This is a genomic window from Methylobacterium fujisawaense, assembly GCF_014138435.1.
GTDB classification, from domain to species: domain Bacteria; phylum Pseudomonadota; class Alphaproteobacteria; order Rhizobiales; family Beijerinckiaceae; genus Methylobacterium; species Methylobacterium fujisawaense.
This window is the reverse complement of sequence record NZ_JACJIM010000001.1, coordinates 587,416-612,143: the sequence shown is the minus strand read 5'-3', so window position 1 is coordinate 612,143 and position 24,728 is coordinate 587,416. Positions and strand designations below refer to the sequence as shown.

Here is a 24,728-nt window from a genome sequence, read left to right as displayed (position 1 = left end):
GGGGAACCCGGGACGCCTACCGACAGGGGCATCGTCCCGGGGATATGATGCGGCCGCGGACAGGCCGGCTCCGTGCTAGGAGGAAGCGGGTCTCGAATCCGGACCGATTCACGCGCCGGGGAACGCGGCCTTCTCGATGGAAGGAGCGCGCATGACCTCGCCTGCCCAATCCTACCGGGGCGTCTTCCCGGTCGCCCCGACGGTCTTCGACGCCGCGGGCGCCCTCGACCTCGACGGGCAGCGCCGGGCGATCGACTTCATGATCGACGCCGGCAGCCAGGGCCTGTGCATCCTCGCCAACTTCTCCGAGCAGTTCGTCCTCACCGACGCGGAGCGGGAGACCGTCATGCACGCCGTGCTGGAGCACGTGGCCGGCCGCGTGCCCGTGATCGTCACCACGACCCACTTCGCCACGCAGGTCTGTGCCGAGCGCTCGCGGCTGGCGCAGGAGGCCGGGGCCGCCATGGTGATGATCATGCCGCCCTATCACGGGGCCACGATCCGCGTGCCGGACCTCGGCATCTACGAGTTCTTCCGCGCGGTCTCGGACGCGATCTCGATCCCGATCATGATCCAGGACGCTCCGGTTTCGGGGACGCCGCTCTCGGCCGCGTTCCTGGCGCGCATGGCCCGGGAGATCGCCAACGTCGCCTATTTCAAGATCGAGACCGCGCAGGCTGCAGCCAAGCTCCGCGAGTTGATCGCGCTGGGCGGCGAAGCGGTGGTGGGCCCCTGGGACGGCGAGGAGGCGATCACCCTGATGGCCGACCTCGATGCCGGCGCCACCGGAGCGATGACCGGCGGGGCCTATCCGGACGGGATCCGGCAGATCACCGACGCCTACGCGGCGGGCCGCCGGGACGAGGCCATGGACGCCTACGCGCGCTGGCTGCCGCTGATCAACTACGAGAACCGGCAATGCGGCCTGCTGGCCTGCAAGGCGCTGATGGCCGAGGGCGGGGTGATCGCCCACGAGACCGCGCGGCTGCCGATCCAGCCGCTGCACCCCGACACGCGCGCCGGGCTGATCGAACTGGCCCGCCGGAACGATGCGCTGGTCCTGCGCTGGGGGCGCTGAGATGGCGCGGCGGCCTCGGACAGGCGACTCCCTGAGCAAGGAAGGCCCGTAGGCCTTCACCGTCTCTGCTTCACCGCCTTGTATCACCGCCCTGCTTCGTCGCCGCGCGTGCAAGGCGAGCGGGGCCGCCTAACCCGCCCGGCTCAATGCGCCGACGCGGCCGGGTCGCGGGTCCCGAGTGCGCCCGAGAGCCGCCGTACCGCCTCTCGCGCCAGGGCCGGGCTGATGGCGAAGCAGATCCGGACCAGACCTTCGCCCTCCGGCCCGAAGGCGGTCCCCGGCGCCACCCCGACCTTGGCCTCCCGCAGCAGGCGCAGTGCCAGGTCGAGGCTGGGCTCGTCGCCGCCCATCCGGGCCATGAGGTAGAAGGCCCCGTCAGGCGGTGCGACCGTGACGCCCGGGAGACGGGACAAGCCCTCCATCAGGATCGCCCGGGCCTCGGCGCAGCGGTCGACCATGGTGCGGATGAAGCCGTCGCCCTCCTCGAGGGCCGCGATGCAAGCGTGCTGGACGAAGGTCGGGATCGAGGTGGTGCTGTACTGTCCGAGCTTGGCGAAGGTGGGCGCGAGGCCACGGGGATAGATCACCCAGCCGGCGCGCCAGCCGGTCATGGCCCAGTTCTTCGAGAAGGTGTTGGTGACGATCAGCCGGTCGTCCTCCGAGCAGATCTGCAGGAAGGACGGCGCGATCCGGTTGCCGTAGGTGAAATGCGCGTAGACCTCGTCCGAGAGGATCCAGAGGCCGCGCTCCCGGGCGAGGTCGCGCAGGGCCTTCATCTCCGGCAGCGGCATGGTCCAGCCGGTTGGATTGGAGGGTGAATTCACCATGATCACCCGGGTGCGCGGGGTGAGCGCCGCCTCGATATCGGCGAGCGGCAGCGCGAAGCGTCCGTCCGGCAGCCTGCGGTACGGGACCGTCACCGGGATGCCGCCGGCGATGCGGACCGCCTCGCCGAGATTCGGCCAGGCCGGGGACGGGATGATCATCTCGTCGCCCGGCTCCAGCAGCACCTGGGCGGCCTGCATGATCGCGTTCATGCCGCCCGCCGTGACGGCGAACCGGTCGGGCGGGATCTCCATGTCCCAATGGCGGGCGTGATAGGCGCCGAGCGCCGCGCGCAGCGCCGGCAGCCCCAGCGAGGTCGTGTAGCGGGTGTGCCCGGCGAGCATCGCCTTGTGGGCCGCCTCGACGATGAAGGGCGGGGTCGGCAGATCGCCCTCGCCGATCCAGAGCTTCACGACCTCCGGGTCGTCCCGCCCGCGATCCGCCACCAGCCCGATCTGGCTCGTCCCGATGCCGCGGATGCGCGCCGAGAGGGCGGAGGCGAGATCGACGGGCGCGGCGGATGCGGGGATATCGGCCATGGCGGCGCGTGCTCTGCTTGCGTCGGGACGCGGCGTGCCGTGGCGCGGCATGCACCGGAGCGCCTGCAGGATCCCGACCTGTGGGGAAGGCCGCGACCCTGCCGCGTTCAAGCGCTGACGTCCAGACCCGCGCGTCGCCCGGATCAGCCCCGGAGGCCGACGCGCGCGGCCGCCCCGACGCGCGGCCGTTCTGCATTCTGACTTTTCAGGCATTTCTGAAATTGCTATATGCCGAGTCGCGCTCAGTGCCGGAGGCCCGACGTGCTCGCCAATCTCGATCCCCTGATCCTCGCCCGCATGCAGTTCGGGTTCACGGTGGCCTTCCACATCGTGTTCCCGGCCTTTTCGATCGGCCTCGCGAGCTTCCTCGCCGTGCTGGAAGGGCTTTGGCTCGCCACCGGGCGTCAGGTCTTCATGGACCTGTTCAAGTACTGGATTAAGATCTTCGCGATCGCCTTCGCCATGGGCGTCGTGTCGGGGCTGGTGATGTCCTACCAGTTCGGCACGAACTGGTCGGTCTTCTCGGACAAGACCGGCCCGGTGCTGGGCCCGATGATGGCCTACGAGGTGCTGTCGGCCTTCTTCCTGGAGGCGGGCTTCCTCGGCGTGATGCTCTTCGGCATGACGAAGGTCGGGCCGCGGCTGCACTTCGCCGCGACGCTGATGGTGGCGTTCGGGACCTTCTTCTCGGCCTTCTGGATCCTGTCGGTGAATTCCTGGATGCAGACCCCGGCGGGCTACGGCACGAACGCGGACGGCCAGTTCGTGCCGCTCGACTGGTGGGCGATCGTGTTCAACCCGTCCTTCCCGTTCCGCCTCGTGCACATGGTGCTGGCCGCCTATCTCACCACCGCCCTGGTGGTCGGCGCGGTCGGCGCGTGGCACCTCCTGCGCGACCGGTCCAATCCGGCTGCCCGGACGATGTTCTCGATGGCGATGTGGATGGCCGCGCTGGTGGCGCCGGTCCAGATCCTCGCCGGCGACGCGCACGGCCTGAACACGCTGGAGCACCAGCCCGCCAAGGTCATGGCCATGGAGGGGCACTACCAGAGCCACCCGGACGGCGCGCCGCTGATCCTGTTCGGCCTGCCCGACCAGAAGACCGGCACCGTCCGCTACGCGGTCGAGATTCCGAAGCTGTCCTCGCTGGTGCTGAAGCACGATCCGAACGCGCCCCTGACGGGGCTCGACAGCCTGCCGCGGGCGGAATGGCCGCCGGTGCCGATCGTGTTCTGGTCGTTCCGCATCATGGTCGGTCTCGGGATGCTGATGCTGCTGCTCGGCGCCCTGAGCCTCCTCGCCCGCTGGCGCGGGACGCTCTACACGTGGCCGCCGCTGCACCGCTTCGCGGTGGCGATGGGCCCGGCCGGCTTCGTGGCGGTGCTGGCCGGCTGGATCACCACCGAGGTCGGGCGCCAGCCCTACACGGTCTACGGCCTGCTGCGCACGGCGCAGTCCGCCTCGCCGCTCCACGCGCCCGCGGTGGCGGCCTCGCTCACCGCCTTCGTGGTGATCTACTTCGCGGTCTTTGCCATGGGCACCGCCTACATCCTCCGCCTGATGGCCAAGCCCCCGCATGCCGGCGAGCGCGGCATCGAGCCCGGCGTGCCGATCCGGACGGCGGGCCTCACCCCCGCCCCGGCGATCGATCCCGACCGCCATCTCCAGCCGGCCGAGTGAGGAACCCATGGCCTACAGCTTCGACCTCACGGTGGTCTGGGCGTTCGTGATCGCCTTCGCGGTCTTCGCCTACATCGTCATGGATGGCTTCGATCTCGGCATCGGCCTCCTGTTCCCCCTCCTGCGGCCCGGCGCGGAGCGGGACACCGCGATGAACTCGGTCGCCCCGGTCTGGGACGGCAACGAGACCTGGCTCGTGCTGGGCGGCGGCGGCCTGTTCGCCGTCTTCCCCCTGGCCTACGCGGTGATCCTGCCGGCGCTCTACGCGCCGATCATCGCGATGCTGCTCGGCCTGATCTTCCGCGGCGTCGCCTTCGAGTTCCGCTGGCGCGATCCCCGCCACCGCGCCGCCTGGGACGTGGCCTTCGCGGGCGGCTCGCTGGTGGCGGCCCTGGCCCAGGGCATCACGCTGGGCGCCCTCCTGCAGGGCATCACCGTCGAGGGGCGGGCCTATGCCGGCGGCTGGTGGGACTGGCTCACGCCCTTCAGCATCCTCGTCGGCGCGAGCGTGGTCGTCGCCTACGCACTGCTCGGGGCGACGTGGCTGGTGATGCGCACCGAGGGCCAGCTCCAGGCGCAGGCCCGGCGCTATGCCCTGGGCCTCACCGTGGCGACGGTCGCGGCCATCGCCCTCGTCAGTGCGGTGACGCCGTTCCTCCAGGGCCGCTACGCCGAGCGCTGGCTGGCGATGCCGAACGTGCTCGTCACCGCGCAGGTGCCGCTGCTCGTGGCGCTCGCCGCGTATGCCCTGTGGCGGGCTCTGCGCAGCGGGGCCGAGCGGGCGCCCTTCCTGATTGCGCTGGGCCTGTTCGCCCTGACCTTCCTGGGGCTGGGCATCAGCATCTTCCCCGACGTCGTGCCGGGCCGGATCACGATCTGGCAGGCGGCCGCTCCCGAGGCGAGCCAGATCTTTCTCCTCGCCGGCGCCTCGGTTTTGATCCCGATCATCCTATCCTACACCGCGTACGCGTACTGGGTTTTCCGCGGCAAGGTCGACGCGCACGGATATCACTGATGGCACCCGCATCGGCACAACCCCTCTGGAAGCGCCTCGCTTGGTTCGCGGTGCTCTGGGCCTCGAGCGTCGTCGGCCTCGCCTTCGTGGCGACGCTTCTCCGGTTCTGGCTCAAGTCCTGATAAGCCGGGGGCGACCCCGTACCTTCCCCGCGTCGGACCCTCGCCGTGCAGCTGCCTCCCCTCGTCCAGACCTTCGTGCTGCACTTCGGCGAGATGGGCTCGCGCTGGGGCATCAACCGGACCGTGGGGCAGATCTACGCCCTGCTGTTCGTGGCCGAGCGGCCGTTCAACGCCGACGAGATCGTGGAACGGCTCGGCGTGTCGCGCTCCAACGTCAGCATGGGCCTGAAGGAACTGCAGGCCTGGAATCTCGTGCGCCTCCAGCACCGGCCGGGCGACCGGCGCGACTACTTCACGACGCCCGAGGACATCTGGCAGATCGTCCGGACGCTGGTCGAGGAGCGCAAGAAGCGGGAAGTCGATCCGACGCTGACCCTCCTGCGCGAGCTCCTGATGCAGGACGCCGCCACCGAGGAGGAGCGGCACGCCCAGGAGCGTCTCAAGGAGATGCATGACCTCTTCGAGCTGTTCGCGGGCTGGTACGCCGACGTGCGCCGCCTCGAAACAGAGCGCCTCGTCCAGCTCCTCACCCTCGGCGCAAAGGTCCAGAAGGTGCTCGAGATGAAGGATCGCCTGACCCGTCTGCCGGGTCGGATCGGCGGTCGGGCGTCCAAGCCGGACTGAGTCGGCCGGATGCACCGGGGCGCACGGCTTCGCCAGGTCCGATCAAGCCCGGGCGAGAGCACGCCGGTAGAGGGCGATGAGGGAAGTGCCGACATGCTCGATATGGCCGCGCAGGCAGGCCGCGGCCTCCTCAAACCTGCGCGCCTCGCACAGGTCGAGGATCTGCGCATGTTCGCTGAGGGCGCGGGTCGCGTCGTTGGAGGTCGAGATCTGCAGCCGCGTCGGCCGTTCGCAATCCTGCAGCAGCCCGGACACGATCGTCAGCGACCGCGGGCGATTGGCGTGGCGGAGCAGGTCGAGATGGAAACGGCTGTTCAGGTCGCCCCATCGGAGGACCTCGCCCGTCTCCAGCGCCGCGCCGTACTCCTGCGCGAGCGCGTCGAGATCCCGGATCTCGTCGTGCGACAGATGAGGGGCCGATAGCAGCAGCAATTGCGGCTCCAGCTGGACGCGCAGCTGGAAGATGTCCTCGACCTCTTGCAGCGACAGGCCCGTCACGACCGCACCCCGATGCGGCATGATCTTCACGAGATTACTGGCTTCCAGCTGGAGCAAAGCTTCGCGGATCGGGATCCGGCTGATCCCGAATTCCTCAGCCAGGGCATCCTGGCGAAGCTGCACCCCGGGCGGCAGGTCCCCGTTCAGGATCTGCTGACGCAACGAGTCCGCGACGGCCGCGGACACGGTCTTGTGCCGCAGCCGATCTGGCGCCGGTCGTCCGGGGACCGCAGGGGACATCAACGCCTCGCCGAATGTATACATTTATGCAGGACACCGTCATGCCGCGGAAACGCTCGCATGTCCAATGCCAGATTGTCCTGATCGAACTTGAGGTTGCAAATTTACGGGCCCCTGCGGTTTGGTTGTACGTCTCGGCCCCCGCCCGCGATGTCATTCCGCCGGCAGGGACATCATGCGACTCGCCTGCTGTTCGCCGATAACGCACGCCGACGTGGACGGCACTGATCCAGATTGCGAAAACCAGGACCGAAACCGGGTGGGGCACGGCCCCGTCGCGCGGCCTATCGTTCTGGCGGATCGCGCCGGTGGTGCGGATCGGCCCAAGGCGACTGGGCGAGGGTCTGCCCCAGGTATGCGATCAGCGCCGTCACCCGCGCCGGCCTCGGATCGCCGGGGGGCATGACGAGATGCAGCGCGATCGGGGGCGGCGACCAAGCGGGCAGCACCCGTTCGAGGCGCCCGGCCTCGAGGTCCTCCCAGATCATGAAGTCCGGTTGCAGGGCGAGGCCGAGACCGGCCCGAAGCGCCGGTGTCAGGGCCTCGGCATTGTTCGCCCGAAGCTGGCCCGCGGGCACCACGACGGCCTCGGTCCCGGCTCCGTCCACGAATCGCCAGCGATCGGGCGTCGGCAGGTAGGCGTAGCCGAGGCAGGTGTGATGGACGAGATCGTCCGGATGTTCGGGCCTGCCGTGCCGGTCGAGATAGGCGGGCGTGGCCACCAGCGAGCGGCGGATCCCGCAGAGCCGGCGCGCCCGCAGCGATGAGTCGGGCAGGGCGGCGATGCGCAGCCCAGCATCGAATCCGCCCCCGACCAAGTCGACGACCGCGTCGGACAGGTGCAGGTCGACCGAAACGGAGGGGTATTGCTGCAGGAAGGCCGGCAGAATCGGCGCCACGTGCATCACCCCGAAGGTCATCGGCGCGGCGAGGCGCACGAGGCCGCGCGGCTCTGTGGCGCTCGCCGTCGCGAGGGCCTCGGCGGCCTCACCTTCGGCCAGGATGCGTGCGGCGCTGTCCTTGGCGCCTTGCCCAGCCGCCGTGAGGGCGAGTTTCCGGGACGTGCGGTTGAACAGACGGGCACCGATCCGGACCTCGAGCCGGCTCACCGCCTTCGAGACCGTGGCCTTCGACAGGCCGAGCTCCGTGGCAGCCCGACCGAAGGTGCCGGTCTCCACCACCTTAGCGAACACCGCCCAGGCCTCGAAATCGGGCAATCGCATCGGTCATTTCCAGAAACGATAGGTTTCCATCGTTTCTATTTTCGCGAGACATGGCAAGGGGCACATTCCCGTCATCGAAACACGCCGCCCTCCGCGGTGGCCTGTCGGGAGACATCGCCATGGTTCAGACCGGCCTCCATCATGTCACGGCCTTCTCCGGCCCGGCCCTCCGCAACCTCGACTTCCACACCCGCGTCCTCGGGCTGCGTCTGGTGAAGAAGACCGTCAACTTCGACGATCCGGGCACCTATCACCTGTATTACGGCGATGCGGCCGGGCGCCCGGGCACGATCCTGACCTTCTTCCCCATCGAGCACGCCGCGCCGGGCCGCGTCGGGATCGGCGAGACCCAGGAGACCGCCTTCCGGGTTCCCCGCGCCTCCATCGGCTGGTGGACCCATCGCTTCATCGAGAAGGGCGTCGCCCACGAGCCGCTCGTTCAGGTCTTCGGCGCGCCGACCCTGCGATTCCGCGATCCGGATGGCATGATGCTCGCCCTGGTGGGCGTCGATGTCGGCGATGCGGAGGGCTGGGCGTCGAGCGAGGTACCGGCCGAGCACGCGATCCGCGGCCTCCACGGGGTGACGCTGCTCCTCGACAGGGCCGAGCCCACGGCCGCGATCCTCACGGAGGTGCTCGGCCTGCAGGAGGTCGGCCGCGAGGGCAGCCTGATCCGCTTCGCGGGCAGCGCCGAACTCGGCGGGCTCGTCACCCTGCGGGCGGTGGGCGGCTTCCTGCCCGGACGGCCGGGGGCGGGCTCGGTCCACCACATCGCATTCCGGGCGGCGGACGACGCCGCGCAGGCTGCGATGGGGCAGGCGCTCGCGGCGCGGGGCCTGCACGTCACGGAGCAGCGCGACCGGCAGTACTTCCGCTCGGTCTACTTCCGCGAGCCCGGCGGCGTGCTGTTCGAGATCGCCACGGACGCGCCCGGCTTCGCGGTGGACGAGCCGATCGAGGCCCTCGGCCAGGCGCTCAAGCTCCCCGCCGGCCTGGAGCCGCACCGGGCCGAGATCGAGGCCGTCCTGCCCAAGGTCGCCTGAGCCGCGACACCATCATGCCCGCCCCGCATCCGTGCGGGGCGGGACCGCGCCCCATCAGCCGTGAGGCCATCATGACCCAGGATACCACCGGCTTCATCCACCGCTTCGAGCCCGGTCCCGACACCGCGCGTCCCCTGCTGCTGCTGCACGGGACCGGCGGCGACGAGAACGACCTCCTGCCCCTCGGCCGCATGGTCGCGCCGGAGGCCGCCCTGCTCGCGCCGCGCGGCGGCGTCAGCGAGAACGGCATGCCGCGCTTCTTCCGGCGCCTGGCCGAAGGCGTCTTCGACGAGGCGGATCTCCGTCGGCGCACCGGCGACCTCGCCGCCTTCGTGGCGGCGTCCCGGGCACGGTACGGCCTCGGGGCCCCCCTGGCTTTGGGATTCTCGAACGGCGCCAACATCGCCGCCTCGCTGCTGATGCTCCGGCCGGAGACCCTGACGGGTGCCGTGCTGATCCGCCCGATGGTGCCGTTCGCCGAGCCCCCGGCCGCGGACCTCGCGGGCCGGCCGGTCCTGATCCTCTCCGGGGCGATGGACCCGATCGTACCCGTCGAGAATGCAAGGCGCCTCGCGCAGCAGCTTTCCGCCTCCGGGGCGCGCGTGGAGCATAGGATCCTGCCGGCCGGCCACGGCCTGTCGCAGGCCGATGTCAGTCAGGCCCTCGCATGGCTTCGCAGCCTCCCACGCCCCGAAGCGGCCTGATTCCGCAACTGACGACAGGATGGAGCGATTGACGATGTCCCCGATTTCCTCTCCCGGCGCGACCGCCCTGCTGCCGGTGGCCGGCCGGGTCCTGATGAGCGCGATCTTTCTCGTGAGTGGCGCCGGCAAGCTCGCCGCCCCCGCCGCGACGCTCGCCACCATCGAGGCCGCCCATCTGCCGCTGCCGCCGCTCGCCTACGCGGCGGCGACAAGCGTGGAGGTCGTCGGCGGGCTGCTGCTCATCGCCGGCTACCGCACCCGGCTCGTCGCCCTGATCCTCGCACTCTTCGCGGTCGCCACCGCGGTGACCTTCCACGCGGCCCTCGGCGACCAGAACCAGATGTTCCACTTCCTGAAGAACCTCGCCATGGCCGGCGGCTTGCTCCAGGTCGCGGCCTTCGGGGCCGGTCCGTTCAGCCTCGACGCGCGGCAGGGCCGGGCCTGACCCGTCCTTCGACTGTTGCCACTATCGGGAGACCACCATGCCCTACTTCACCACGCAGGACGGCACGCAGATCTACTTCAAGGATTGGGGCACCGGGCAGCCGGTGGTCTTCAGCCACGGCTGGCCGCTCAACGGCGACGCCTGGGAGGACCAGATGCTGTTCCTCGGGCAGCACGGGTTCCGGGTCATCGCCCATGACCGCCGGGGGCACGGTCGCTCCGAGCAGCCCTGGTCCGGCAACGACATGGACACCTATGCGGACGATCTCGCCGGGCTGATCGCCCATCTCGACCTGCGCGACGCGGTGCTGGTCGGCCACTCCACCGGTGGCGGCGAGGTCGCCCGCACCATCGGGCGGCACGGCACGGCGCGCATCGCCAAGGCGGTGCTGGTCGGGGCCGTGACGCCCCAGATGGTCCGGACCCCCGCGAATCCGGGCGGCCAGCCCAGGGAGGTGTTCGACGGCATCCGCGACTCGGTCCTCCGCGACCGATCCCAGTTCTTCAAGGACCTGAGCGGCCCCTTCTACGGCGCCAACCGACCGGGCGCCGCTGTCAGCGACGGTCTGCGGGACACGTTCTGGATGCAGGGCATGATGGCCGGCCTGCGGAACGTGCACGCCTGCGTGGCGGCCTTCTCGGAGACCGACTTTACCGCGGACCTGAAGCGCATCGACGTGCCGACCCTGTTCGTGCACGGCGACGACGACCAGATCGTGCCGATCGACGCCGCGGCGCGCGCCGCCGTCAAGCTCGTGCCGAACGCCGTGCTGAAGGAGTATCCGGGCGCCCCGCACGGGCTGGCCGCCACCCACAAGGACCGGCTCAGCGCAGACCTGCTCGCCTTCATCCAAGGTTGAGGAGACCGGCGGCCTTTCCCGCGCGGGTCCGGGCTCCTAAAGCCTGCGACGGGCCGCACGCCGCGGTCCGTCAGACCCGAACCTCCGCACGGATCCTCGCATGCCGACCTCCGACGCACCCCTCGCCCTCGGGATCATCGGCGCGGGCATCATGGGCGAGCGCCTGCTCGGCGCGATCCACGGGGCGGCGGATTCGCCCGTGCGGGTCGCGGCGATCTGGGATCCGGCTCCGGAGGCCCTGGCCCGGATCGGCGCGGCCTTCCCGGCGGTGCCGCGCGTGGCCGACGCCGCCGCGGTCGTGGCGGCCAGCGACTGCGTCTACGTCGCCTCGCCGCCCGCCTCGCATCTCGGCTATGCCCGCGCCGCCCTGGCCGCCGGCCGGAGCGTCTTCTGCGAGAAGCCGCTCGCCATCGATCTGGCCGATGCCCGCGCCTTCGTGGCGGACACCACGGGTGCCGGCGCGGTCAATTTCCCGTTCGCCTCGTCGCCGGGCGTGGCGACGATCGAGCGCTGGATCGAGGCGGGCGCGGTCGGCACGCCCCGGGCGCTCACCATCGCGGTGGCATTCGCTCGCTGGCCGCGCCCCTGGCAGGCCGACGCCGCGCACTGGCTCGACGCCCGGGCGGAGGGCGGCTTCACCCGCGAGGTGGTCTCGCATTTCCTGTTCCTGGCCCGCCGCCAGCTCGGCCCGCTCCAGGGTCTCGCGGGACGGATCGCGTTCCCGGAGTCGGGCCGGTCCGAGCGCGCGATCGACGTGACGCTCACCGCGGGTGGGATTCCCGTCACCCTGACCGGCAGGGTCGGGGGCGTCGAGGCCGACGACCACAACACGTGGACGCTGGAGGGCGATGCGGGCGCCGTCCGGCTGCGCGACTGGGCCATCGCGGAGCGTCGGGGCGCCGACGGGCGCTTCGAGCCGGAGCCGGACGCGATCCCCAACGAGCGGCTGCGGCCGATCACCCTCCGGCGACAGCTCGAGGGCGTCGTCCGGATGGCCCGCGGCGAACCCCACCCCCTCGCCACCTTCGCGGAGGCGCTCGCCGTGCAGGAGGTCGTAGAGGGTATTCTGGCCTTGTGAGGGCCGGGCGCGGGCCACGCCCGAAGAACGAACCCGCCGAGGCTCCGCCGTCTTCGAGCGGAGGGCGGCCATCCAGGCCGCGGGACGCGGGTTGGCCTCTCGCTACCCTGGATCGCTGCGCTCGCGATGACGGAGCGGACCGGGACCGAGCGACCCGGACCGTGAGGCGTTCAGCTTCCCAGCAGGTCGACCAGGAACGGGATCAGCGGCGCGTCGGCGGGCGGCATGGCGAGATCGCGCAGCGCCTTCGGCCGGACCCATTTGAGCGCCTGTCCCTCCATCGGGCGCGGCGTGCCGGTCCAGCGCCGGCAGACGTAGAGCGGCATCAAAAGGTGGAAGTCCGGATAGGCATGGCTGGCGAAGGTCAGCGGCGCGAGGCAGGGCTCCTCGACCCGGATGCCGAGTTCCTCGGCGAGCTCCCGGATCAGGGTCTGCTCGGGGCGCTCGCCGGGCTCGACCTTGCCGCCGGGGAACTCCCACAGGCCGGCGAGCTGCTTGCCCGCCGGACGCTCGCTCACCAGCACCCGGCCGTCGACGTCGACGAGGGCCACGGCGACCACCAGGAGCAGGCGCAGCGCGCCGCCTTCGAGCCCGCTCATTGCGCCACCGCGAAAGCGGCCGAGACCTCGGAGGACATCTGTATCGTGCCCGCCTCGATCGGCACCCGTCGCCCTTTGGCGGCCATCGGTGCCGCGCGGGCCATCTCCAGCGCCGGGCGGTACGGTGTCCCGACCGTGGTGGTCAGCGTGCAGAGCGCGCCGAGCTTGGCCCCGACCGCCTCGGCGAGCGCCTCGGCCCGGCTCCGGGCGTCCCGGGTCGCCGCGACCTGAAGGGCTGCTTCGCTCTTGTCCGGGTCGCGCAGTCCGAAGCTCACGCCGTCGATGCGGTTCGCCCCGGAGTCCAGTGCTTGCCGGAGAAGGTCGCCGAGGCGGTCCATATCGGCGAGGCGGACCGTGACGAGGTTGCTGGCGCGGTAGCCGTCGGGCTCCTCGGTCACGGCGCCTCCGGGCCGGGCGACGGTGCGGGTCGCCGTCTGCAGGGTGACGGCGGCCGTCCCGATATCGGCCGGCGGGACCCCGAGGGCACGGGCCTGCGCCGAGACGCCGGACACCGCCTTCGAGGCCGCGTCGAGGGCGGCTGCCGCGGTCGCGGCGCGCGCCTCAATGCCGACGGTCACCTCGGCGAAGTCCGGTGCCCGCGTCTCCGCCGCGCGTCCGACGACGCTGATATGCCGCTTGCACGCCGCGTCGTCGGCCTGAACCGGGGCCGCCAGGACCGTGACCAGCAGGGCGCCGGACAGGATGGCCCTCACGAGCGGTAATCCCCGTTGATCTCGACATAGGCCTTGGTCAGGTCGCAGGTCCAGACGCGGGCATTGCCGTCGCCCAGGCCGAGATCGACCCGGATCTCGATCTCCGGTTCGCGCATCACGGCGCTGGCAGCCGCTTCGCTGTAATCGGGGTCGCGGGCGCCCTGGACGGCCACCCGGACGTCGCCGAACCAGATCGCGAGCCGGTCGCGGTCGGCGGGCTCGCCGGCCTTGCCCACGGCCATCACGACGCGGCCCCAATTGGCATCCTCGCCGGCCACCGCGGTCTTCACCAGCGGCGAGTTGGCGATCGACATCGCGATGCGGTGCGCGGAGGCGTCGCTCTCGGCGCCGGTGACCCGCACGGTGACGAACTTGCGCGCGCCCTCACCATCCTTGGCGACGAGCTGGGCCAGCTCGATCAGCAGGCCGTCGAGCGCCTCCCGGAAGCCGGCAAGACGCGGGTCGGCGGGATCCGTGATCGCCGGATGGCCGGCCCTGGCGGTGGCGAACAGCATCAGCGTGTCGGAGGTGGACGTGTCGCCGTCCACCGTCACGCAGTTGAAGCTCGTCTTCGTGCCCGCCGAGAGGAGCGCCTGCAGCACGTCCTGCGGCAGGGCCGCGTCGGTGAAGACGAAGGACAGCATCGTCGCCATGTCGGGGGCGATCATGCCGGCGCCCTTGGCGATCCCGTTGATGGTCACGGGCACGCCGGCGATCTCGGCCGTGCGGGTGGCGAGCTTCGGGAACGTGTCGGTGGTCATGATCGCGCGGGCCGCCGCATTCCAGGCGGCCGGTCCATCCTCGGCCCGGGCCGCGCACTCCGCGAGCACGCCCTCGAACCGCTCCGCCGGAAGCGGCTCGCCGATCACGCCGGTCGACGCCACGTACACCTCCCCCGTGCGGCAGCCCGCCGCCTGCGCGGCGATCTCGACGGTGCGCGCCACCGCGTCGCGTCCGAGCCGGCCCGTGAAGGCGTTGGCGTTGCCCGAATTGACCACCAGCGCCCGCGCGGATCCGTCGGCCAGGGCGTCGCGACACCAATCCACCGGCGCCGAGGGACATTTCGACCGGGTGAACACCCCCGCGGCCCGGGTGCCGGATTCCAGCGCGACGTAGAGCACGTCGGTTCGGCCGCTGTAGCGGATCCCCGCCTGAGCGGTGGCGATGCGCACGCCCGGCAGGGGGGGCAGCTCGGGCATCGCGGTGGGCGCCAGCGGGGAGACGGGAGGGGCTTTCGCGGATGACATCGGCTCAGGCTCCGGCACGCGCGGCTCAGGTTCCGCGGCCGCCCGGTGTTGCCCGCGCGACCCCTGCGGCGTCAACCGTGTGCTCAGCCTATGGCCACGCTTCGAGCTGCTTCGGTTTTGTGCACCGACGGCGCCGAATACGGCGGTATCACGGCGTCGGGCTTGCGTGTGGATTGCATCCCAGCCTAGCATGCTGCATCGCAAAGTCAGCGCGAGGTCGAGTGCGGAATGCCCCCAGCCGACGTCGAGACTGCCTCGGGCAGCCTTCCCCAGGGCAGCTGCTATCGAATCCAGGTTCTGGTGGTCGGCTGCCACAAGCGCTGGCGCGACGAGGTCTCCGCGCAAGTCCGGATGCTGGGTTATCAGGTCACCGCCTGCGATCGCGGCGTCGACGCCATGACGGTGCTGGCCCTCGGCCTCCCCGTGGATGTGATCGTGGTGGATACCGCGCTCCAGGGGGGATTGTGCTGCGCGCAGCTCGCCGTCGAGGCGCGGGCCCTGCGCCCGGCCCTGCGCATCATCCTCGCCAGCGACCCGGTGGACGCGATGGAGCCGGAGGCGTCGGCCCGCGTGCCCGACGCGCTGCGCGTCCCGCGCGACCAGCTTCAGAACGGCATGGTCGCCACGATGATGCGCGAGGCGCTGGCGAACCGCGCGGCCTGAGGTCCGGCGCGACGGCCTGAGGGGCCTCGCAAGGCGTCGAGCGAATCGCGGCCGACGCGACTCACGACGTTGCCGCGCCTCCGTGCCGGTTCGGGACTGTTGCAATCGGGACGGCCCGCTCGATGTCAGCAACGCAGGCCGGGCCGCACGGCAATCCAAATGCAGCGGCCGCGTGATCCGGTGAAAGAGGGATGAGCGCGCAGTCTTAGCGCGGCTCAGCAGCGGACACGCGCAAGGCGAAGCTTTCTGGCAGCCCAGGACGCGTTGTCAGAACTGGTCCATCGCGACGAGAACGCCCCGATTGCCGTTTGCGCGTGCCGCCCTGCGTCTGCGGCTGACTTGCCTGGCCTGAATATCAAATATATCTCGAGATATTGCCGCCAAATATCTATAGTACAAGTTGAACTTGATTGCGTGACACGATGTTGTCATGATTGCTGCGTCTATCGTTCGGCCGAGAACTTGGCCTGTTCTGTGGAAGATGCGCCTGTGAGAACTGGGATACGCTCTCGCCTCTACGCGGGATTTGCGATGCTCGTCATGATCACGGGTATCATCGGTGCATTCGCGATCTACCAGCAAGGAGTGATCAGCGAAGACCACGCGCTCCGGGAGCGGGTGGAGCGGGGTGCGCAATCGGTCCTGATGATCGACGGTCACGCCGCACGCCTCATCGGAACCGCCGAACGGTACCGGATCCAGCCGGATCCCGATCTGATCGTCGCGATGGAGCAGGCCCGGCGGGCGATCGAGCAGACCTGCGACAAGTACTTCTCGCTGGCCATGACCGACGGCGGGCGGAAGCTGTACGACGACGTGCGGGAAGCCGCCCGCGCGATGAAGCCGGAGCTGGAGCGCCTCGCGGCCTCGGGCGCGACCCTGCGTGAAGCCAGGGCGAAACTCTACGAGACCGGCAATACACTCACCGTTCTTCTCGGAAACCTGCTCGCGGACGTGCGCGCCCGAGGCGGCGAGGCAATGCTGGCGCGGATCGAGCACATCGAGAATGCCGTCCTGCGGTCCCGCATCGCATCGGCCCGCTTCGTGATCGGCCTGGATCCGCAGGACCGCAGCACCTTCGAGCAGCGGGTCGAGCAGGCTCTGGCGGTCCTGGATGCGTTCAAGGACACGCAGGGCGGCGCGGTCTTCGCGCAGCAGGTCAGGGCCGTTCGCGACGCGCTGGTCGCCGCCGCGACCGGCTTCCGTGCGTACGATCAGGCGGTGGCTTCGGCAAAGGCGACGTTCGAAACCGGGATCAAGCCCCACACCGACGCGATCGAACGGCTCGGCATCGCGCTGCGCGACCGGATCGTGGCCGCCGGCGAGAGGATTTCCCGGGAGACCGCGTCGGCCGCGTCACGGGCCCGCTACATCCTGATCGGCCTCGTCGGCGCGGCCCTGCTCCTCGGGGGCGTCCTGGCCTTCATGCTGGCCCGCAGCATCATCCGGCCGATCGCCGGCATGACGGAGGCGATGACGCGGCTGGCCGGCGGCGACCTTCAGGTCGTGGTGCCGTACCGCGACGCGGCCGACGAGATGGGCGCGATGGCCAAGGCCGTCGACATCTTCCGGCAGAACGCGGTCGCCCGAGCGGAACTCGAGGCGGCGCAGGCCGCCGAACGGGAGGCTCGCCTGCGCCGGGCCGAGCGGGTCGAGCAGCGCGTCCAAGCCTTCCAGGCGAAGATCGCCGCCTCGCTCGCCATCGTCACGGCGGCGACCAGCGAACTCGACGCGACCGCGCAGGCGATGACCCGGGTGGCCGACAACACCAACAGTCAGGCGGTGACGTCGAGCTCGGCCGCCGCGCAGACCTCGGCCAATGTCCAGACCGTCGCGGCGGCCGCCGAGGAGATGGTCTCCTCGCTTCAGGAGATCGAGCGGCAGGTCGTGCGCTCCAACGAGGTGGCCGGTCACGCCGCCCACGAGGCCGAGGCGACCAACGCCGCCATGGCGAGCCTGCGCGCCGCCGCCGAGCAGATCGGCGCTGCCGTGATCATGATCTCCGGCATCGCGAACCAGACCAACCTGCTGGCCCTCAACGCCACCATCGAGGCGGCGCGGGCCGGCGAGGCGGGGCGCGGCTTCGCCGTCGTGGCCTCCGAAGTGAAGGAGCTCGCTTCGCAGACGGCGCGGGCCACCGAGGAGATCGGCGGCCAGATCGCCGCGATCCAGGCGGCCTCGGGGCAGGCCGCGGAGGCGATGGCCCAGATCGGCCGCACGATCGCCGCCGTGAACGAGATCAGCGGCGCCATCGCCGCGACGGTGGTGCAGCAGACGGCCGCCACGAGCGAGATCTCGCGCAATGCCGGTGAAGCGGCGCGGGGCACGGAGAATGTGTCGGCCAACGTCACGCGCGTGCTGGCCGCCGCCCGCGAGACCGGCAGCGCAGCCGCGCAGGTCCAGAGCGCTGCGTCCGAGCTTGCCACCCAGTCATTGACGGTCAAGCGCGAGGTCGACAGCTTCCTCGACGACATACAGGCGGCGTGAAGGCCAGGGCGGCCTAGATGGCGGCGGTGTCGGTCTCGTCGCCGTCGCGCGTCCGCCGCTCGCGGGGGCGTCGATCGAGGAAGGAGCGGCCGAGGGCGCGCAGGGGCGCCGTCAACCGACGGACATCCTCGGCGCGTTCCATGACGCGCTCGCCGTTGCGGATTTCCTTGTCGAGCTTCGCCATCGTCCGGGCCAGGGCCGGGTCGTCGTCGTCGAGCCAGACCTGGGTCACGCGGGCGAAAGCGATGACCACGCCCTGCAGCTTGAGCTGTCCGAGGGGGCCTTCGGTGTCGATCCCGGCCGCCGCCAGCATGTAACGGTGCGAGTTCAGCATCACGCCGTTCAGCGCCAGCATCGACAGCGGCTCGCCGCGCAGCGCGTAGGCGATCCGGCGCAGGGCGGGCTTGTAGGGCTCCATCGCATCGATGCGGCGCATCAGAACGTCGAACAGCCGCTCGCGGGTGGGCTCCTCCTCGAGGCCGGCGAGATCGCCCTCCAGGACCTTGCGGTCGATGATGCGGGTCAGGCCGCCGAGCACGGCGCCCTTCGACGGGAACAGGTCGCGCAGTTCGGCGAGCGTCAGACCCGCCTCCCGGGCGATGTCGCTCACCTCGATGTCGTTCCAGGGCTGCTCGGCGGCGAGCCGCATCAGAGCCTCGACGGCGGCCTCCCGGGGCGGCAGCTTCGGCGCGCTATCCTCCGGCGCCGCACCGGCGCTCCGCGCCGCGCCATCCTGAGCGGAGGCCGCGGGGGCGGCGCTCTCGGGGGCGCTGCTCGCCTTGGGGGACGTCGCGCCCTTGCGGGGACGCTTGGAAGTGGCTCTGCTCTCGGTCATGGATCGGTCGCCCGGTCTGTCGGTCGTGACGCCTCATGTAGGCGAGCCGGCGGCGAAGGGCAGGGCCGTCGCGCGGCCATGCCGCACGGACGCCGCACCGTGTCAGCCGGCGAGGTCCTCCGCCCGTCTGCGGGCCGCCGCCACGGCCTCCCGCATCAGCGCGCCGAGGCCGTCCGGCCGCATCAGCACGTCGAGGGCCGCCGCCGTGGTGCCGCCGGGGGAGGTGACGTTGCGGCGCAAGTCCGCCGCCTCGGCGGGGTCCGCGTCGAGGAGCGCACCGGCCCCCGCCACCGTCGCCCGGGCGAGGCTGCGGGCCACGTCGGGATCCAGGCCGGCCGCGATGCCGGCATCCGCCAGGGTCTCGGCGAGCAGGAACACGTAGGCCGGCCCGGAGCCCGAGACCGCCGTCACGGCGTCGATCTGCGCCTCGTCGGTGAGCCACGCCACCGTGCCGTTCGCCGCGAACAGCGCCTCGGCGGCCGCGCGCTGCGCGGGCGTGACCTCGGGATTCGCGCAGGCGCCGGTGGCGCCCCGGCCGATGCTCGCCGGCAGGTTCGGCATGGCCCGGACGACGGCCCGCGCCCGCGGCAGGCGGGCGCGGAGATCCGCGATGGTCTTGCCCGCCAGGATCGAGACGAGGAGCGTGTCGCGGCCGATCAGCCGGTCGAGCCCCGGGGCGGCCGTCTCCAGACCCTGCGGCTTGATGCCGAGGACCAGAACGGCGCCGGGCTCGGGGGCCGGGGGGTTCAGGGCGATGCCCCGTTCGGTGCAGAGGTCCACGATCGCGCCGGACGGCACGGGGTCGATGATCGTTGTCCGGCGCGGGTCGAGGCCAGCATCCAGCCAGCCCGCCAGCATCGCGCCGCCCATCTTGCCGGCCCCGGCCAGGACCAGCGAGGCGGGCATCGGCATCGGGCCGGTCACGCCTCGCCTTCGGTCTCGAACAGGACAGCGTCCAGCGCTTCGCGGGCGCTCTTGCCGGCCCAGAGCACGAACTGGAACGCCTGGAAGTAGCGTTCGCAGGCGTCCACCGCGGTCTTCATCATGGTGGCGCATTGCGGGTGGGTCGGCACCGCGCCCCCCGTCAGCAGCAGGGCGTGCCGGAACATCACGACATTGTCGGTGGTCCAAAGGTCGAAATGGCCGACCCACAGTTGTTCATTGATCATCGCGATCAGGCGCATCACCTCGGTGCGCTGCCGCTCCTGCACCTTGAGGTCGAAGGCGCAGGCGACGTGAAGCGCCTCGACATCCTCGATCCAGGTGAAGGCCACGTTGTAGTCGGTCCACCGGCCGGGGCTCGTGACCGACATCTCGTCGGTCTCGGCCCGGTCGAAGATCCAATCGCGCAGGGAGGCCAGCCGCTCGACGACGTCGAGCGGATGCTCGTTCCGGTCCGGGTCGTGGAAGTCGACGTTGAGAAGCGGCATGACGATCCAAAAGGACGGCCCGGACGAGATCCGGCCCGACGTGACGGTGACGCGAAACCGGAGCGTGAGAACACTCCGAGAACTGGAACGATCGGCAGATCTAGGCCGGTGGTGATGCGATCGACTGTCGAAGCTCTGCGGACATCGCCCTGCAGCCCCCGAATCACCCTATGCCCGACTATAGACCGGCCGTGACTCGCGACACAAAGTGCAGGTCACAATCGGTGAACAGGAAACCGGATCGTCGCCGCGGCTTCCTGTGTAAAAGCCGGGGGCGTTGCCGCGGAGACTCAGACGGCCTCACTCAGGCCCGCGGCGCCCGCTCCGGCGGCACCGGATTTCGCCTCCAGGGCCGCAATACGGGCCGACAGGGCCTCGTTCTGCGCCTGCAGCTGAGTCACGAGGTCGCGGAGCACGTCGAGCTCCTCGCGCGAGGCGATGTCGAGGTCGCGGATGACGCGTTCGAGCTGCGCCCGGGCCACGGTCTCCGCCTCGCGGCGGACGCCCTGCGCGGCGCCGGCCGCGTCGGTCATCAGGCGGGCGAGGTCGTCGAACAGTCGATTGGAGGGGGGCATCGAGGTCTCCCGGATCGGCCGGCTGCCGCGGCGGCCGCCTGACGGCGCGATTCGAGAGGACGAAATAGGAATCTTCGCGATGGGGAGCAACGCCCGGTCGGTCCGGGACGGCGAGGCGGAGGCGCGAGGCCCCCGCTTCGCCGGCTGATCACATGTGGCGCATCATGCGGCGATGCATGCGGTGATGCATCATGCGGCGCTCCATCCGGCGGTGCATCATGCGGCGCTCCATCCGGCGGTGCATCATGCGGTGCTCCATCGGGGTCATGCGGACATGGGTCACGGCGTCGGGCGCCGTGACGGCGCCGGGCATCGCCGGAGCCGCCGAGGCCGGCTGGACGAGGGCGGCGCCGCCCAGGGAGGCCAGCACGGCAAAGGCGAAGGTCAGTTTCCTCACGAGGAGACTCCAATTTTCTGGTGGCCGGGTCGGGTGCCCGGTTCCTCCTCCCGGACGGGAGGTGCGGAGAGTCGTCTCGTGCCGCGGGGCGGCACGGCGGGTCTGCGAGGACCCGCCGCCATCAACTGCCAAGTCAGAGATTCGTTTCCTCGAAGGCCTTCACCCATTCGGCACAGATTCCCGAACGCACGATGTCGTTGCGGGTGAACTCCACCACCGGGATCGGCATCATCCGGCTCTTGACCATGTGCATGACGGTGCGCAGGCCCGAGGTCTCGCGCAGGTCGGTCTGCGACACATCGCCGTTGATGATGACCTGACAATCGTCGCCGATCCGGGTCAGGAACATCTTGATCTCGTTGATCGTGGTGTTCTGGGCCTCGTCGAGGATCACGAGGCAATTCTTGAAGGTCCGCCCGCGCATCACCTCGAAGGGGACGATCTCGATGTCGCCGGTCTTGAGGGCGATCTCGAAGGCGGCGGCGCCCATGCGCTCCTTCATGGCCTCGGTCAGCGGGGCGACCCAGGGGGCGATCTTCTCTTCCAGCGTGCCGGGGAAGTAGCCGAGGGACCGGCCCGAGGGCACGTTCGGGCGGGTGATGACGACCTTGGCGATCCGGCGCTGGCGGAGCTGGTCCGCCGCGCGGGTGCCGGCGATGAAGGTCTTTCCGGTGCCGGCCGGCCCCAGGACGATGACCTGCGGGGAGCGGGCGAGGGCGTCGAGATACTCGGCCTGGCGTTCGGTGAGCGGCTGGATGGGCGCGAGGTTGCGTTCTTCGTCGAAGCGTGTGCGGTGAATGCGGGACGTGCGGTCTTCAACCAGTTCAAGTCGTGCGCGGCGTCTCTTCATGGATGTACACTCCAACGGGACTAGCCAACCTGGATCTGTATCTGAACTGCCGTTTACCTGCGTGCTCCCGGTTCTATTCGTTTGCGAAACTTAATACCGGCCCCAGGCCGAAGGTTCCGCCCCGCGCTCGTCCGCCTGTGGAGAGCGTCACGACGATCCGTGCGCGGCCGAATACACGATGCAACTGGCGCACCAGTGCGATTCGCATCCGACGAATGCGCGCCGGGTGTGACCAAGGGGTGACGGTGGGCAAGGGGGCTTCGAAAAAGCCGCGCGGCTGGCGCGGATGCATCAGGTTCGGGACGGGGGAGACGCGATGACGCGGCATCCGGCACGATCACGATCCTCCCCGCCCGCAGGGGCGAAGCCGGCCGACCCTGCCGCCCTGAAACGTCCGGGCTTGGTCGGCGGGACGGGCCTCACCCGGCCTGGATGAAGCTGTCGAGCACCATTTTCTGGCCGGCCTTGTCGAAGTCAACGGTGAGCTTGTTGCCATCGACGCCCGCGACCGTTCCGGGCCCGAACTTGGTGTGGAAGACCCGCTGGCCGGCCTGGAAGGCCGAGGGCGCGCCCGTCGACTTGGCGATCAGCTCGCCCTCGATCTGGCGAGGTCCGCCGGACTGGCCGCCGGAGCGGCCCCCCGGGCCCGCCGACCGGAAGCCGCCGCCGGACCCGGACCGGCCACCCGGCGCGGTGTTGGCCTGCGCCCGCTGCCACCCCGGCGTGCCGTAGCTCGATCCGAACGGCGCCGGGTTGCGGTCGAACCGCGAGGCGCCGGCCGAGAAGTGGGCGGGGGCCTCGACCACGTCGACGGCGGTCTCGGGCAACTCGTCGATGAACCGCGACGGGATGGTCGACGACCAGAGCCCGTGGATGCGCCGGTTGACCGCGAAGGACAGCTTCGCCCGCTTGCGCGCCCGGGTCAGGCCCACATGGGCGAGGCGCCGCTCCTCCTCCAGGCCGGCGCGGCCGCTCTCGTCCAGCGCCCGCTGGTTCGGGAACAGGCCGTCCTCCCAGCCGGGGAGGAACACGGTGTCGAATTCGAGCCCCTTGGCGGCGTGGAGCGTCATCAGCGAGACCCGCTCGGCGCCCTCGGCCTCGGAGGCCTCCATCACCAGGGAGACGTGCTCCAGGAAGGCCGCGAGGTCCGGGAATTCCTCCATGGAGCGGACGAATTCCTTCAGGTTCTCCAGCCGGCCGGCGGCGTCGGCCGAGCGGTCCTTCTGCCACATCTCGGTGTAGCCGGATTCCTCGAGGATCGTCTGCGCGACCTCGCTGTGCGGCTGCGCCTCCACCAGTCGCGCCCACCGTGCGAAGCTCTCGGTGAGCGCCCGCAGGGTCGAGCGGACGCGGGGCTTCAGCTCGTCGGTCTCGCACAGGCGCTCGGCGGCGATCCGCAGGGGCAGCCGGTTGGCACGGCCGTAGGTGTGGAGCTGCTGCAGGGTGGCGTCGCCCAGGCCGCGCTTGGGCGTGTTCACGATCCGCTCGAAGGCGAGGTCGTCGCTGACATTCACGGTGGCGCGCAGATACGCCAGGGCGTCGCGGATCTCGGCGCGCTCGTAGAAGCGCGGGCCGCCGATGACCCGATAGGGCAGGCCGAGCTGGACGAACCGATCCTCGATCTCGCGCATCTGCGCGGAAATCCGCACCAGCACGGCGATCTCCGACAGGGGATGCTGCTTCACCTGGAGGGATTCGATCGATTCGGCGAGCATCCGCGCCTCCTCCTCGGAATCCCAGGCGCCCGTGACGGTGACGCGCTCGCCCGGCTCGTCGTCGGTGCGCAGGGTCTTGCCGAGGCGGCTCTCGTTCTTGGCGATCAGCCCCGAGGCGGCGGCGAGGATATGGCCGGTGGAGCGGTAGTTGCGCTCCAGCCGCACCACCACCGCGCCGGGGAAATCGTGCTCGAAGCGCAGGATGTTGTCGACCTCGGCGCCGCGCCAGCCGTAGATCGACTGGTCGTCGTCGCCCACGCAGGCGATGTTCTTGCGCTGTTGCGCCAGCAGGCGCAGCCACAGGTACTGCGCGACGTTGGTGTCTTGGTACTCGTCCACCAGGATGTAGCGGAACCGGTCCTGGTAATTGGCCAGGACGTCGGGGTTCTCCCGCCAGAGCTTGAGGCAGAGCAGCAGGAGATCGCCGAAATCGACGGCGTTTAGCGTCGCGAGCCGGGCCTGGTAGGCGGTGTAGAGCGCGCCGCCCTTTCCGAAGGCGAACGAGGCAGCCTCGCCCGGGGGCACCTGCTCGGGGCCGAGGCCGCGGTTCTTCCAGCCGTCGATGGCGTGGGACAGGGCCCGGGCCGGCCAGCGCTTCTCGTCGACGTTCTGGTCGGCGATCACCTGCTTCATCAGCCGGAGCTGGTCGTCGGTGCCCAGGATGGTGAAGTCGGATTTGAGCCCAACCAGCTCGGCGTGGCGGCGCAGGATCTTGGTGCCGATGGCGTGGAAGGTGCCGAGCCAGGGCATGCCCTCGCCGGCGGGGCCGATCAGCGTGCCGATCCGGTGCTTCATCTCCCGGGCGGCCTTGTTGGTGAAGGTCACCGCCAGGATGTCGAAGGGGCGCGCCCGCCCGGTGGCGATCAGGTGGGCGATGCGGGTGGTCAGCACCCGGGTCTTGCCGGTGCCGGCGCCGGCCAGCACGAGGATCGGGCCCTCCGTGGTCTCGACGGCGCGGCGCTGCTCGGGATTGAGCCCCTCGAGATAGCCGGCGGCGTCGCGGCGGAGGGCGCCCATGGCGCGGGCGGTGATGGACGTGGCGGGCGCGCCGTCCCCGGCGGGCTGCGCTTGCGGGCGGTTCTGCATCCCGCATCCCTGGACCAAATCGCGAACGGCGTCGAGGCCGTTCGCGCCGCCGAGGGGGCGCGGAGCCATGAAGCGCGGCTGTCCGCGCTGGGACGATCCGCGGCCTTCGGGGCCCGCGGCCGGCTGCGGGGCGCCGCCGTCTCCCCGGTGGCCGCGGA

At 70.7% G+C, this 24,728-nt stretch carries 25 protein-coding genes; 12 read left to right on the top strand and 13 right to left on the bottom strand.

Features of this window, described 5'->3' with window-relative positions; all coding sequences use genetic code 11:
- Nucleotides 1-151 precede the first annotated feature (151 nt).
- The gene (locus tag GGQ91_RS02950) at nucleotides 152-1,078 is read left to right on the top strand and encodes a dihydrodipicolinate synthase family protein (RefSeq protein ID WP_043357464.1); all 927 of its coding nucleotides are present in this window, start codon (nucleotides 152-154) and stop codon (nucleotides 1,076-1,078) included.
- A gap of 143 nt (nucleotides 1,079-1,221) precedes the next feature.
- Here the strand turns inward: GGQ91_RS02950 and GGQ91_RS02945 are convergent, their stop codons facing one another.
- Nucleotides 1,222-2,442, bottom strand: a complete 1,221-nt coding sequence (locus GGQ91_RS02945) for a pyridoxal phosphate-dependent aminotransferase (protein WP_182591301.1) — start codon at nucleotides 2,440-2,442, stop codon at nucleotides 1,222-1,224.
- 261 nt (nucleotides 2,443-2,703) lie between these two features.
- Here GGQ91_RS02945 and GGQ91_RS02940 point away from each other — a divergent pair, with 261 nt between their 5' ends.
- The 4 genes from GGQ91_RS02940 to GGQ91_RS02925 are packed head-to-tail and all read left to right on the top strand — an operon-like array spanning nucleotide 2,704 to nucleotide 5,883.
- Complete coding sequence (locus GGQ91_RS02940) at nucleotides 2,704-4,122, top strand: cytochrome ubiquinol oxidase subunit I (RefSeq protein ID WP_182591300.1); 1,419 nt, start codon at nucleotides 2,704-2,706, stop codon at nucleotides 4,120-4,122.
- 7 nt (nucleotides 4,123-4,129) lie between these two features.
- Nucleotides 4,130-5,137 carry a cytochrome d ubiquinol oxidase subunit II gene (cydB, locus tag GGQ91_RS02935; protein ID WP_043388977.1) on the top strand — a complete coding sequence of 336 codons (1,008 nt, stop codon included), beginning with the start codon at nucleotides 4,130-4,132 and terminating at the stop codon, nucleotides 5,135-5,137.
- The gene (locus GGQ91_RS02930; RefSeq protein ID WP_043346965.1) at nucleotides 5,137-5,259 is read left to right on the top strand and encodes a DUF2474 family protein; all 123 of its coding nucleotides are present in this window, start codon (nucleotides 5,137-5,139) and stop codon (nucleotides 5,257-5,259) included. The genes cydB and GGQ91_RS02930 overlap by 1 nt, the downstream gene beginning before the upstream one ends.
- A gap of 45 nt (nucleotides 5,260-5,304) precedes the next feature.
- Nucleotides 5,305-5,883 carry a GbsR/MarR family transcriptional regulator gene (locus GGQ91_RS02925; RefSeq protein WP_075381225.1) on the top strand — a complete coding sequence of 193 codons (579 nt, stop codon included), beginning with the start codon at nucleotides 5,305-5,307 and terminating at the stop codon, nucleotides 5,881-5,883.
- A 42-nt stretch (nucleotides 5,884-5,925) separates the two neighbouring features.
- Here the strand turns inward: GGQ91_RS02925 and GGQ91_RS02920 are convergent, their stop codons facing one another.
- Together GGQ91_RS02920 and GGQ91_RS02915 are read right to left on the bottom strand one after the other, a co-directional pair.
- Entirely contained in the window at nucleotides 5,926-6,621 is a 696-nt protein-coding gene (locus GGQ91_RS02920) for a GntR family transcriptional regulator (protein WP_043346988.1), read from the bottom strand.
- Nucleotides 6,622-6,905: 284 nt separating this feature from the next.
- The gene (locus GGQ91_RS02915; protein ID WP_182591299.1) at nucleotides 6,906-7,844 is read right to left on the bottom strand and encodes a LysR family transcriptional regulator; all 939 of its coding nucleotides are present in this window, start codon (nucleotides 7,842-7,844) and stop codon (nucleotides 6,906-6,908) included.
- A gap of 119 nt (nucleotides 7,845-7,963) precedes the next feature.
- On the opposite strand from GGQ91_RS02915, the gene GGQ91_RS02910 reads away from it, so the two are divergent.
- The 5 genes from GGQ91_RS02910 (at nucleotide 7,964) to GGQ91_RS02890 (ending at nucleotide 11,973) form a co-directional block, all read left to right on the top strand.
- A complete protein-coding gene (locus GGQ91_RS02910) occupies nucleotides 7,964-8,887 on the top strand; it encodes a ring-cleaving dioxygenase (RefSeq protein WP_043346971.1) in 924 nt (307 codons plus the stop codon).
- Nucleotides 8,888-8,958: 71 nt separating this feature from the next.
- The gene (locus GGQ91_RS02905) at nucleotides 8,959-9,591 is read left to right on the top strand and encodes an alpha/beta hydrolase (protein WP_182591298.1); all 633 of its coding nucleotides are present in this window, start codon (nucleotides 8,959-8,961) and stop codon (nucleotides 9,589-9,591) included.
- A 34-nt stretch (nucleotides 9,592-9,625) separates the two neighbouring features.
- Nucleotides 9,626-10,036: a DoxX family protein gene (locus tag GGQ91_RS02900; RefSeq protein WP_043388964.1), complete on the top strand. Its 411-nt coding sequence runs from the start codon at nucleotides 9,626-9,628 to the stop codon at nucleotides 10,034-10,036.
- A gap of 37 nt (nucleotides 10,037-10,073) precedes the next feature.
- Nucleotides 10,074-10,895: an alpha/beta fold hydrolase gene (locus tag GGQ91_RS02895; RefSeq protein ID WP_043346975.1), complete on the top strand. Its 822-nt coding sequence runs from the start codon at nucleotides 10,074-10,076 to the stop codon at nucleotides 10,893-10,895.
- 100 nt (nucleotides 10,896-10,995) lie between these two features.
- The gene (locus tag GGQ91_RS02890) at nucleotides 10,996-11,973 is read left to right on the top strand and encodes a Gfo/Idh/MocA family protein (protein ID WP_179697604.1); all 978 of its coding nucleotides are present in this window, start codon (nucleotides 10,996-10,998) and stop codon (nucleotides 11,971-11,973) included.
- Between the two features lie 170 nt (nucleotides 11,974-12,143).
- Here GGQ91_RS02890 and GGQ91_RS02885 read toward each other — a convergent pair whose 3' ends face one another.
- Genes GGQ91_RS02885 through argJ form a run of 3 tightly spaced genes read right to left on the bottom strand, consistent with a single transcriptional unit; the run spans nucleotide 12,144 to nucleotide 14,532 of the window.
- On the bottom strand, nucleotides 12,144-12,572 hold the full coding sequence (locus GGQ91_RS02885; protein ID WP_043346979.1) for a (deoxy)nucleoside triphosphate pyrophosphohydrolase: 429 nt from the start codon (nucleotides 12,570-12,572) through the stop codon (nucleotides 12,144-12,146).
- Nucleotides 12,569-13,285 (bottom strand): SIMPL domain-containing protein, encoded by a 717-nt coding sequence (locus GGQ91_RS02880; RefSeq protein WP_043346980.1) that lies wholly within the window; start codon nucleotides 13,283-13,285, stop codon nucleotides 12,569-12,571. The genes GGQ91_RS02885 and GGQ91_RS02880 overlap by 4 nt, the downstream gene beginning before the upstream one ends.
- A complete protein-coding gene (gene argJ, locus GGQ91_RS02875; protein WP_043346982.1) occupies nucleotides 13,282-14,532 on the bottom strand; it encodes a bifunctional glutamate N-acetyltransferase/amino-acid acetyltransferase ArgJ in 1,251 nt (416 codons plus the stop codon). The genes GGQ91_RS02880 and argJ overlap by 4 nt, the downstream gene beginning before the upstream one ends.
- Before the next feature lie 228 nt (nucleotides 14,533-14,760).
- On the opposite strand from argJ, the gene GGQ91_RS02870 reads away from it, so the two are divergent.
- Nucleotides 14,761-15,195 (top strand): response regulator, encoded by a 435-nt coding sequence (locus GGQ91_RS02870; protein ID WP_043346983.1) that lies wholly within the window; start codon nucleotides 14,761-14,763, stop codon nucleotides 15,193-15,195.
- Nucleotides 15,196-15,735: 540 nt separating this feature from the next.
- The gene (locus tag GGQ91_RS02865) at nucleotides 15,736-17,682 is read left to right on the top strand and encodes a methyl-accepting chemotaxis protein (RefSeq protein ID WP_182591297.1); all 1,947 of its coding nucleotides are present in this window, start codon (nucleotides 15,736-15,738) and stop codon (nucleotides 17,680-17,682) included.
- 13 nt (nucleotides 17,683-17,695) lie between these two features.
- Here GGQ91_RS02865 and GGQ91_RS02860 read toward each other — a convergent pair whose 3' ends face one another.
- From GGQ91_RS02860 to GGQ91_RS02830, 7 genes are all read right to left on the bottom strand, one after another.
- Entirely contained in the window at nucleotides 17,696-18,517 is an 822-nt protein-coding gene (locus GGQ91_RS02860; protein WP_182591296.1) for a TetR/AcrR family transcriptional regulator, read from the bottom strand.
- A gap of 102 nt (nucleotides 18,518-18,619) precedes the next feature.
- A complete protein-coding gene (gene proC / locus GGQ91_RS02855) occupies nucleotides 18,620-19,429 on the bottom strand; it encodes a pyrroline-5-carboxylate reductase (RefSeq protein ID WP_053609270.1) in 810 nt (269 codons plus the stop codon).
- A gap of 8 nt (nucleotides 19,430-19,437) precedes the next feature.
- Complete coding sequence (locus GGQ91_RS02850; protein WP_043346992.1) at nucleotides 19,438-19,947, bottom strand: type III secretion system chaperone family protein; 510 nt, start codon at nucleotides 19,945-19,947, stop codon at nucleotides 19,438-19,440.
- A 290-nt stretch (nucleotides 19,948-20,237) separates the two neighbouring features.
- A complete protein-coding gene (locus GGQ91_RS02845; protein WP_043346993.1) occupies nucleotides 20,238-20,522 on the bottom strand; it encodes an accessory factor UbiK family protein in 285 nt (94 codons plus the stop codon).
- Nucleotides 20,523-20,670: 148 nt separating this feature from the next.
- Complete coding sequence (locus GGQ91_RS02840; protein WP_043346996.1) at nucleotides 20,671-20,919, bottom strand: hypothetical protein; 249 nt, start codon at nucleotides 20,917-20,919, stop codon at nucleotides 20,671-20,673.
- A gap of 133 nt (nucleotides 20,920-21,052) precedes the next feature.
- On the bottom strand, nucleotides 21,053-21,769 hold the full coding sequence (locus GGQ91_RS02835) for a PhoH family protein (protein ID WP_012321860.1): 717 nt from the start codon (nucleotides 21,767-21,769) through the stop codon (nucleotides 21,053-21,055).
- Between the two features lie 419 nt (nucleotides 21,770-22,188).
- Nucleotides 22,189-24,570: an ATP-dependent helicase gene (locus GGQ91_RS02830; protein WP_043389230.1), complete on the bottom strand. Its 2,382-nt coding sequence runs from the start codon at nucleotides 24,568-24,570 to the stop codon at nucleotides 22,189-22,191.
- Nucleotides 24,571-24,728 lie beyond the last annotated feature (158 nt).

What these genes read in the sequence shown, in the direction of transcription:
- GGQ91_RS02950 (WP_043357464.1), top strand. Translation starts at nt 152, where the DNA reads ATGACCTCGCCTGCCCAATCCTACCGGGGCGTCTTCCCGGTCGCCCCG.
- GGQ91_RS02945 (WP_182591301.1), bottom strand. Translation starts at nt 2,442, where the DNA reads ATGGCCGATATCCCCGCATCCGCCGCGCCCGTCGATCTCGCCTCCGCC.
- cydB (WP_043388977.1), top strand. Translation starts at nt 4,130, where the DNA reads ATGGCCTACAGCTTCGACCTCACGGTGGTCTGGGCGTTCGTGATCGCC.
- GGQ91_RS02930 (WP_043346965.1), top strand. Translation starts at nt 5,137, where the DNA reads ATGGCACCCGCATCGGCACAACCCCTCTGGAAGCGCCTCGCTTGGTTC.
- GGQ91_RS02920 (WP_043346988.1), bottom strand. Translation starts at nt 6,621, where the DNA reads ATGTCCCCTGCGGTCCCCGGACGACCGGCGCCAGATCGGCTGCGGCAC.
- GGQ91_RS02915 (WP_182591299.1), bottom strand. Translation starts at nt 7,844, where the DNA reads ATGCGATTGCCCGATTTCGAGGCCTGGGCGGTGTTCGCTAAGGTGGTG.
- GGQ91_RS02910 (WP_043346971.1), top strand. Translation starts at nt 7,964, where the DNA reads ATGGTTCAGACCGGCCTCCATCATGTCACGGCCTTCTCCGGCCCGGCC.
- GGQ91_RS02905 (WP_182591298.1), top strand. Translation starts at nt 8,959, where the DNA reads ATGACCCAGGATACCACCGGCTTCATCCACCGCTTCGAGCCCGGTCCC.
- GGQ91_RS02900 (WP_043388964.1), top strand. Translation starts at nt 9,626, where the DNA reads ATGTCCCCGATTTCCTCTCCCGGCGCGACCGCCCTGCTGCCGGTGGCC.
- GGQ91_RS02895 (WP_043346975.1), top strand. Translation starts at nt 10,074, where the DNA reads ATGCCCTACTTCACCACGCAGGACGGCACGCAGATCTACTTCAAGGAT.
- GGQ91_RS02890 (WP_179697604.1), top strand. Translation starts at nt 10,996, where the DNA reads ATGCCGACCTCCGACGCACCCCTCGCCCTCGGGATCATCGGCGCGGGC.
- GGQ91_RS02885 (WP_043346979.1), bottom strand. Translation starts at nt 12,572, where the DNA reads ATGAGCGGGCTCGAAGGCGGCGCGCTGCGCCTGCTCCTGGTGGTCGCC.
- argJ (WP_043346982.1), bottom strand. Translation starts at nt 14,532, where the DNA reads ATGTCATCCGCGAAAGCCCCTCCCGTCTCCCCGCTGGCGCCCACCGCG.
- GGQ91_RS02870 (WP_043346983.1), top strand. Translation starts at nt 14,761, where the DNA reads ATGCCCCCAGCCGACGTCGAGACTGCCTCGGGCAGCCTTCCCCAGGGC.
- GGQ91_RS02865 (WP_182591297.1), top strand. Translation starts at nt 15,736, where the DNA reads ATGATCACGGGTATCATCGGTGCATTCGCGATCTACCAGCAAGGAGTG.
- GGQ91_RS02860 (WP_182591296.1), bottom strand. Translation starts at nt 18,517, where the DNA reads ATGACCGAGAGCAGAGCCACTTCCAAGCGTCCCCGCAAGGGCGCGACG.
- proC (WP_053609270.1), bottom strand. Translation starts at nt 19,429, where the DNA reads ATGCCGATGCCCGCCTCGCTGGTCCTGGCCGGGGCCGGCAAGATGGGC.
- GGQ91_RS02850 (WP_043346992.1), bottom strand. Translation starts at nt 19,947, where the DNA reads ATGCCGCTTCTCAACGTCGACTTCCACGACCCGGACCGGAACGAGCAT.
- GGQ91_RS02845 (WP_043346993.1), bottom strand. Translation starts at nt 20,522, where the DNA reads ATGCCCCCCTCCAATCGACTGTTCGACGACCTCGCCCGCCTGATGACC.
- GGQ91_RS02835 (WP_012321860.1), bottom strand. Translation starts at nt 21,769, where the DNA reads ATGAAGAGACGCCGCGCACGACTTGAACTGGTTGAAGACCGCACGTCC.
- GGQ91_RS02830 (WP_043389230.1), bottom strand. Translation starts at nt 24,570, where the DNA reads ATGCAGAACCGCCCGCAAGCGCAGCCCGCCGGGGACGGCGCGCCCGCC.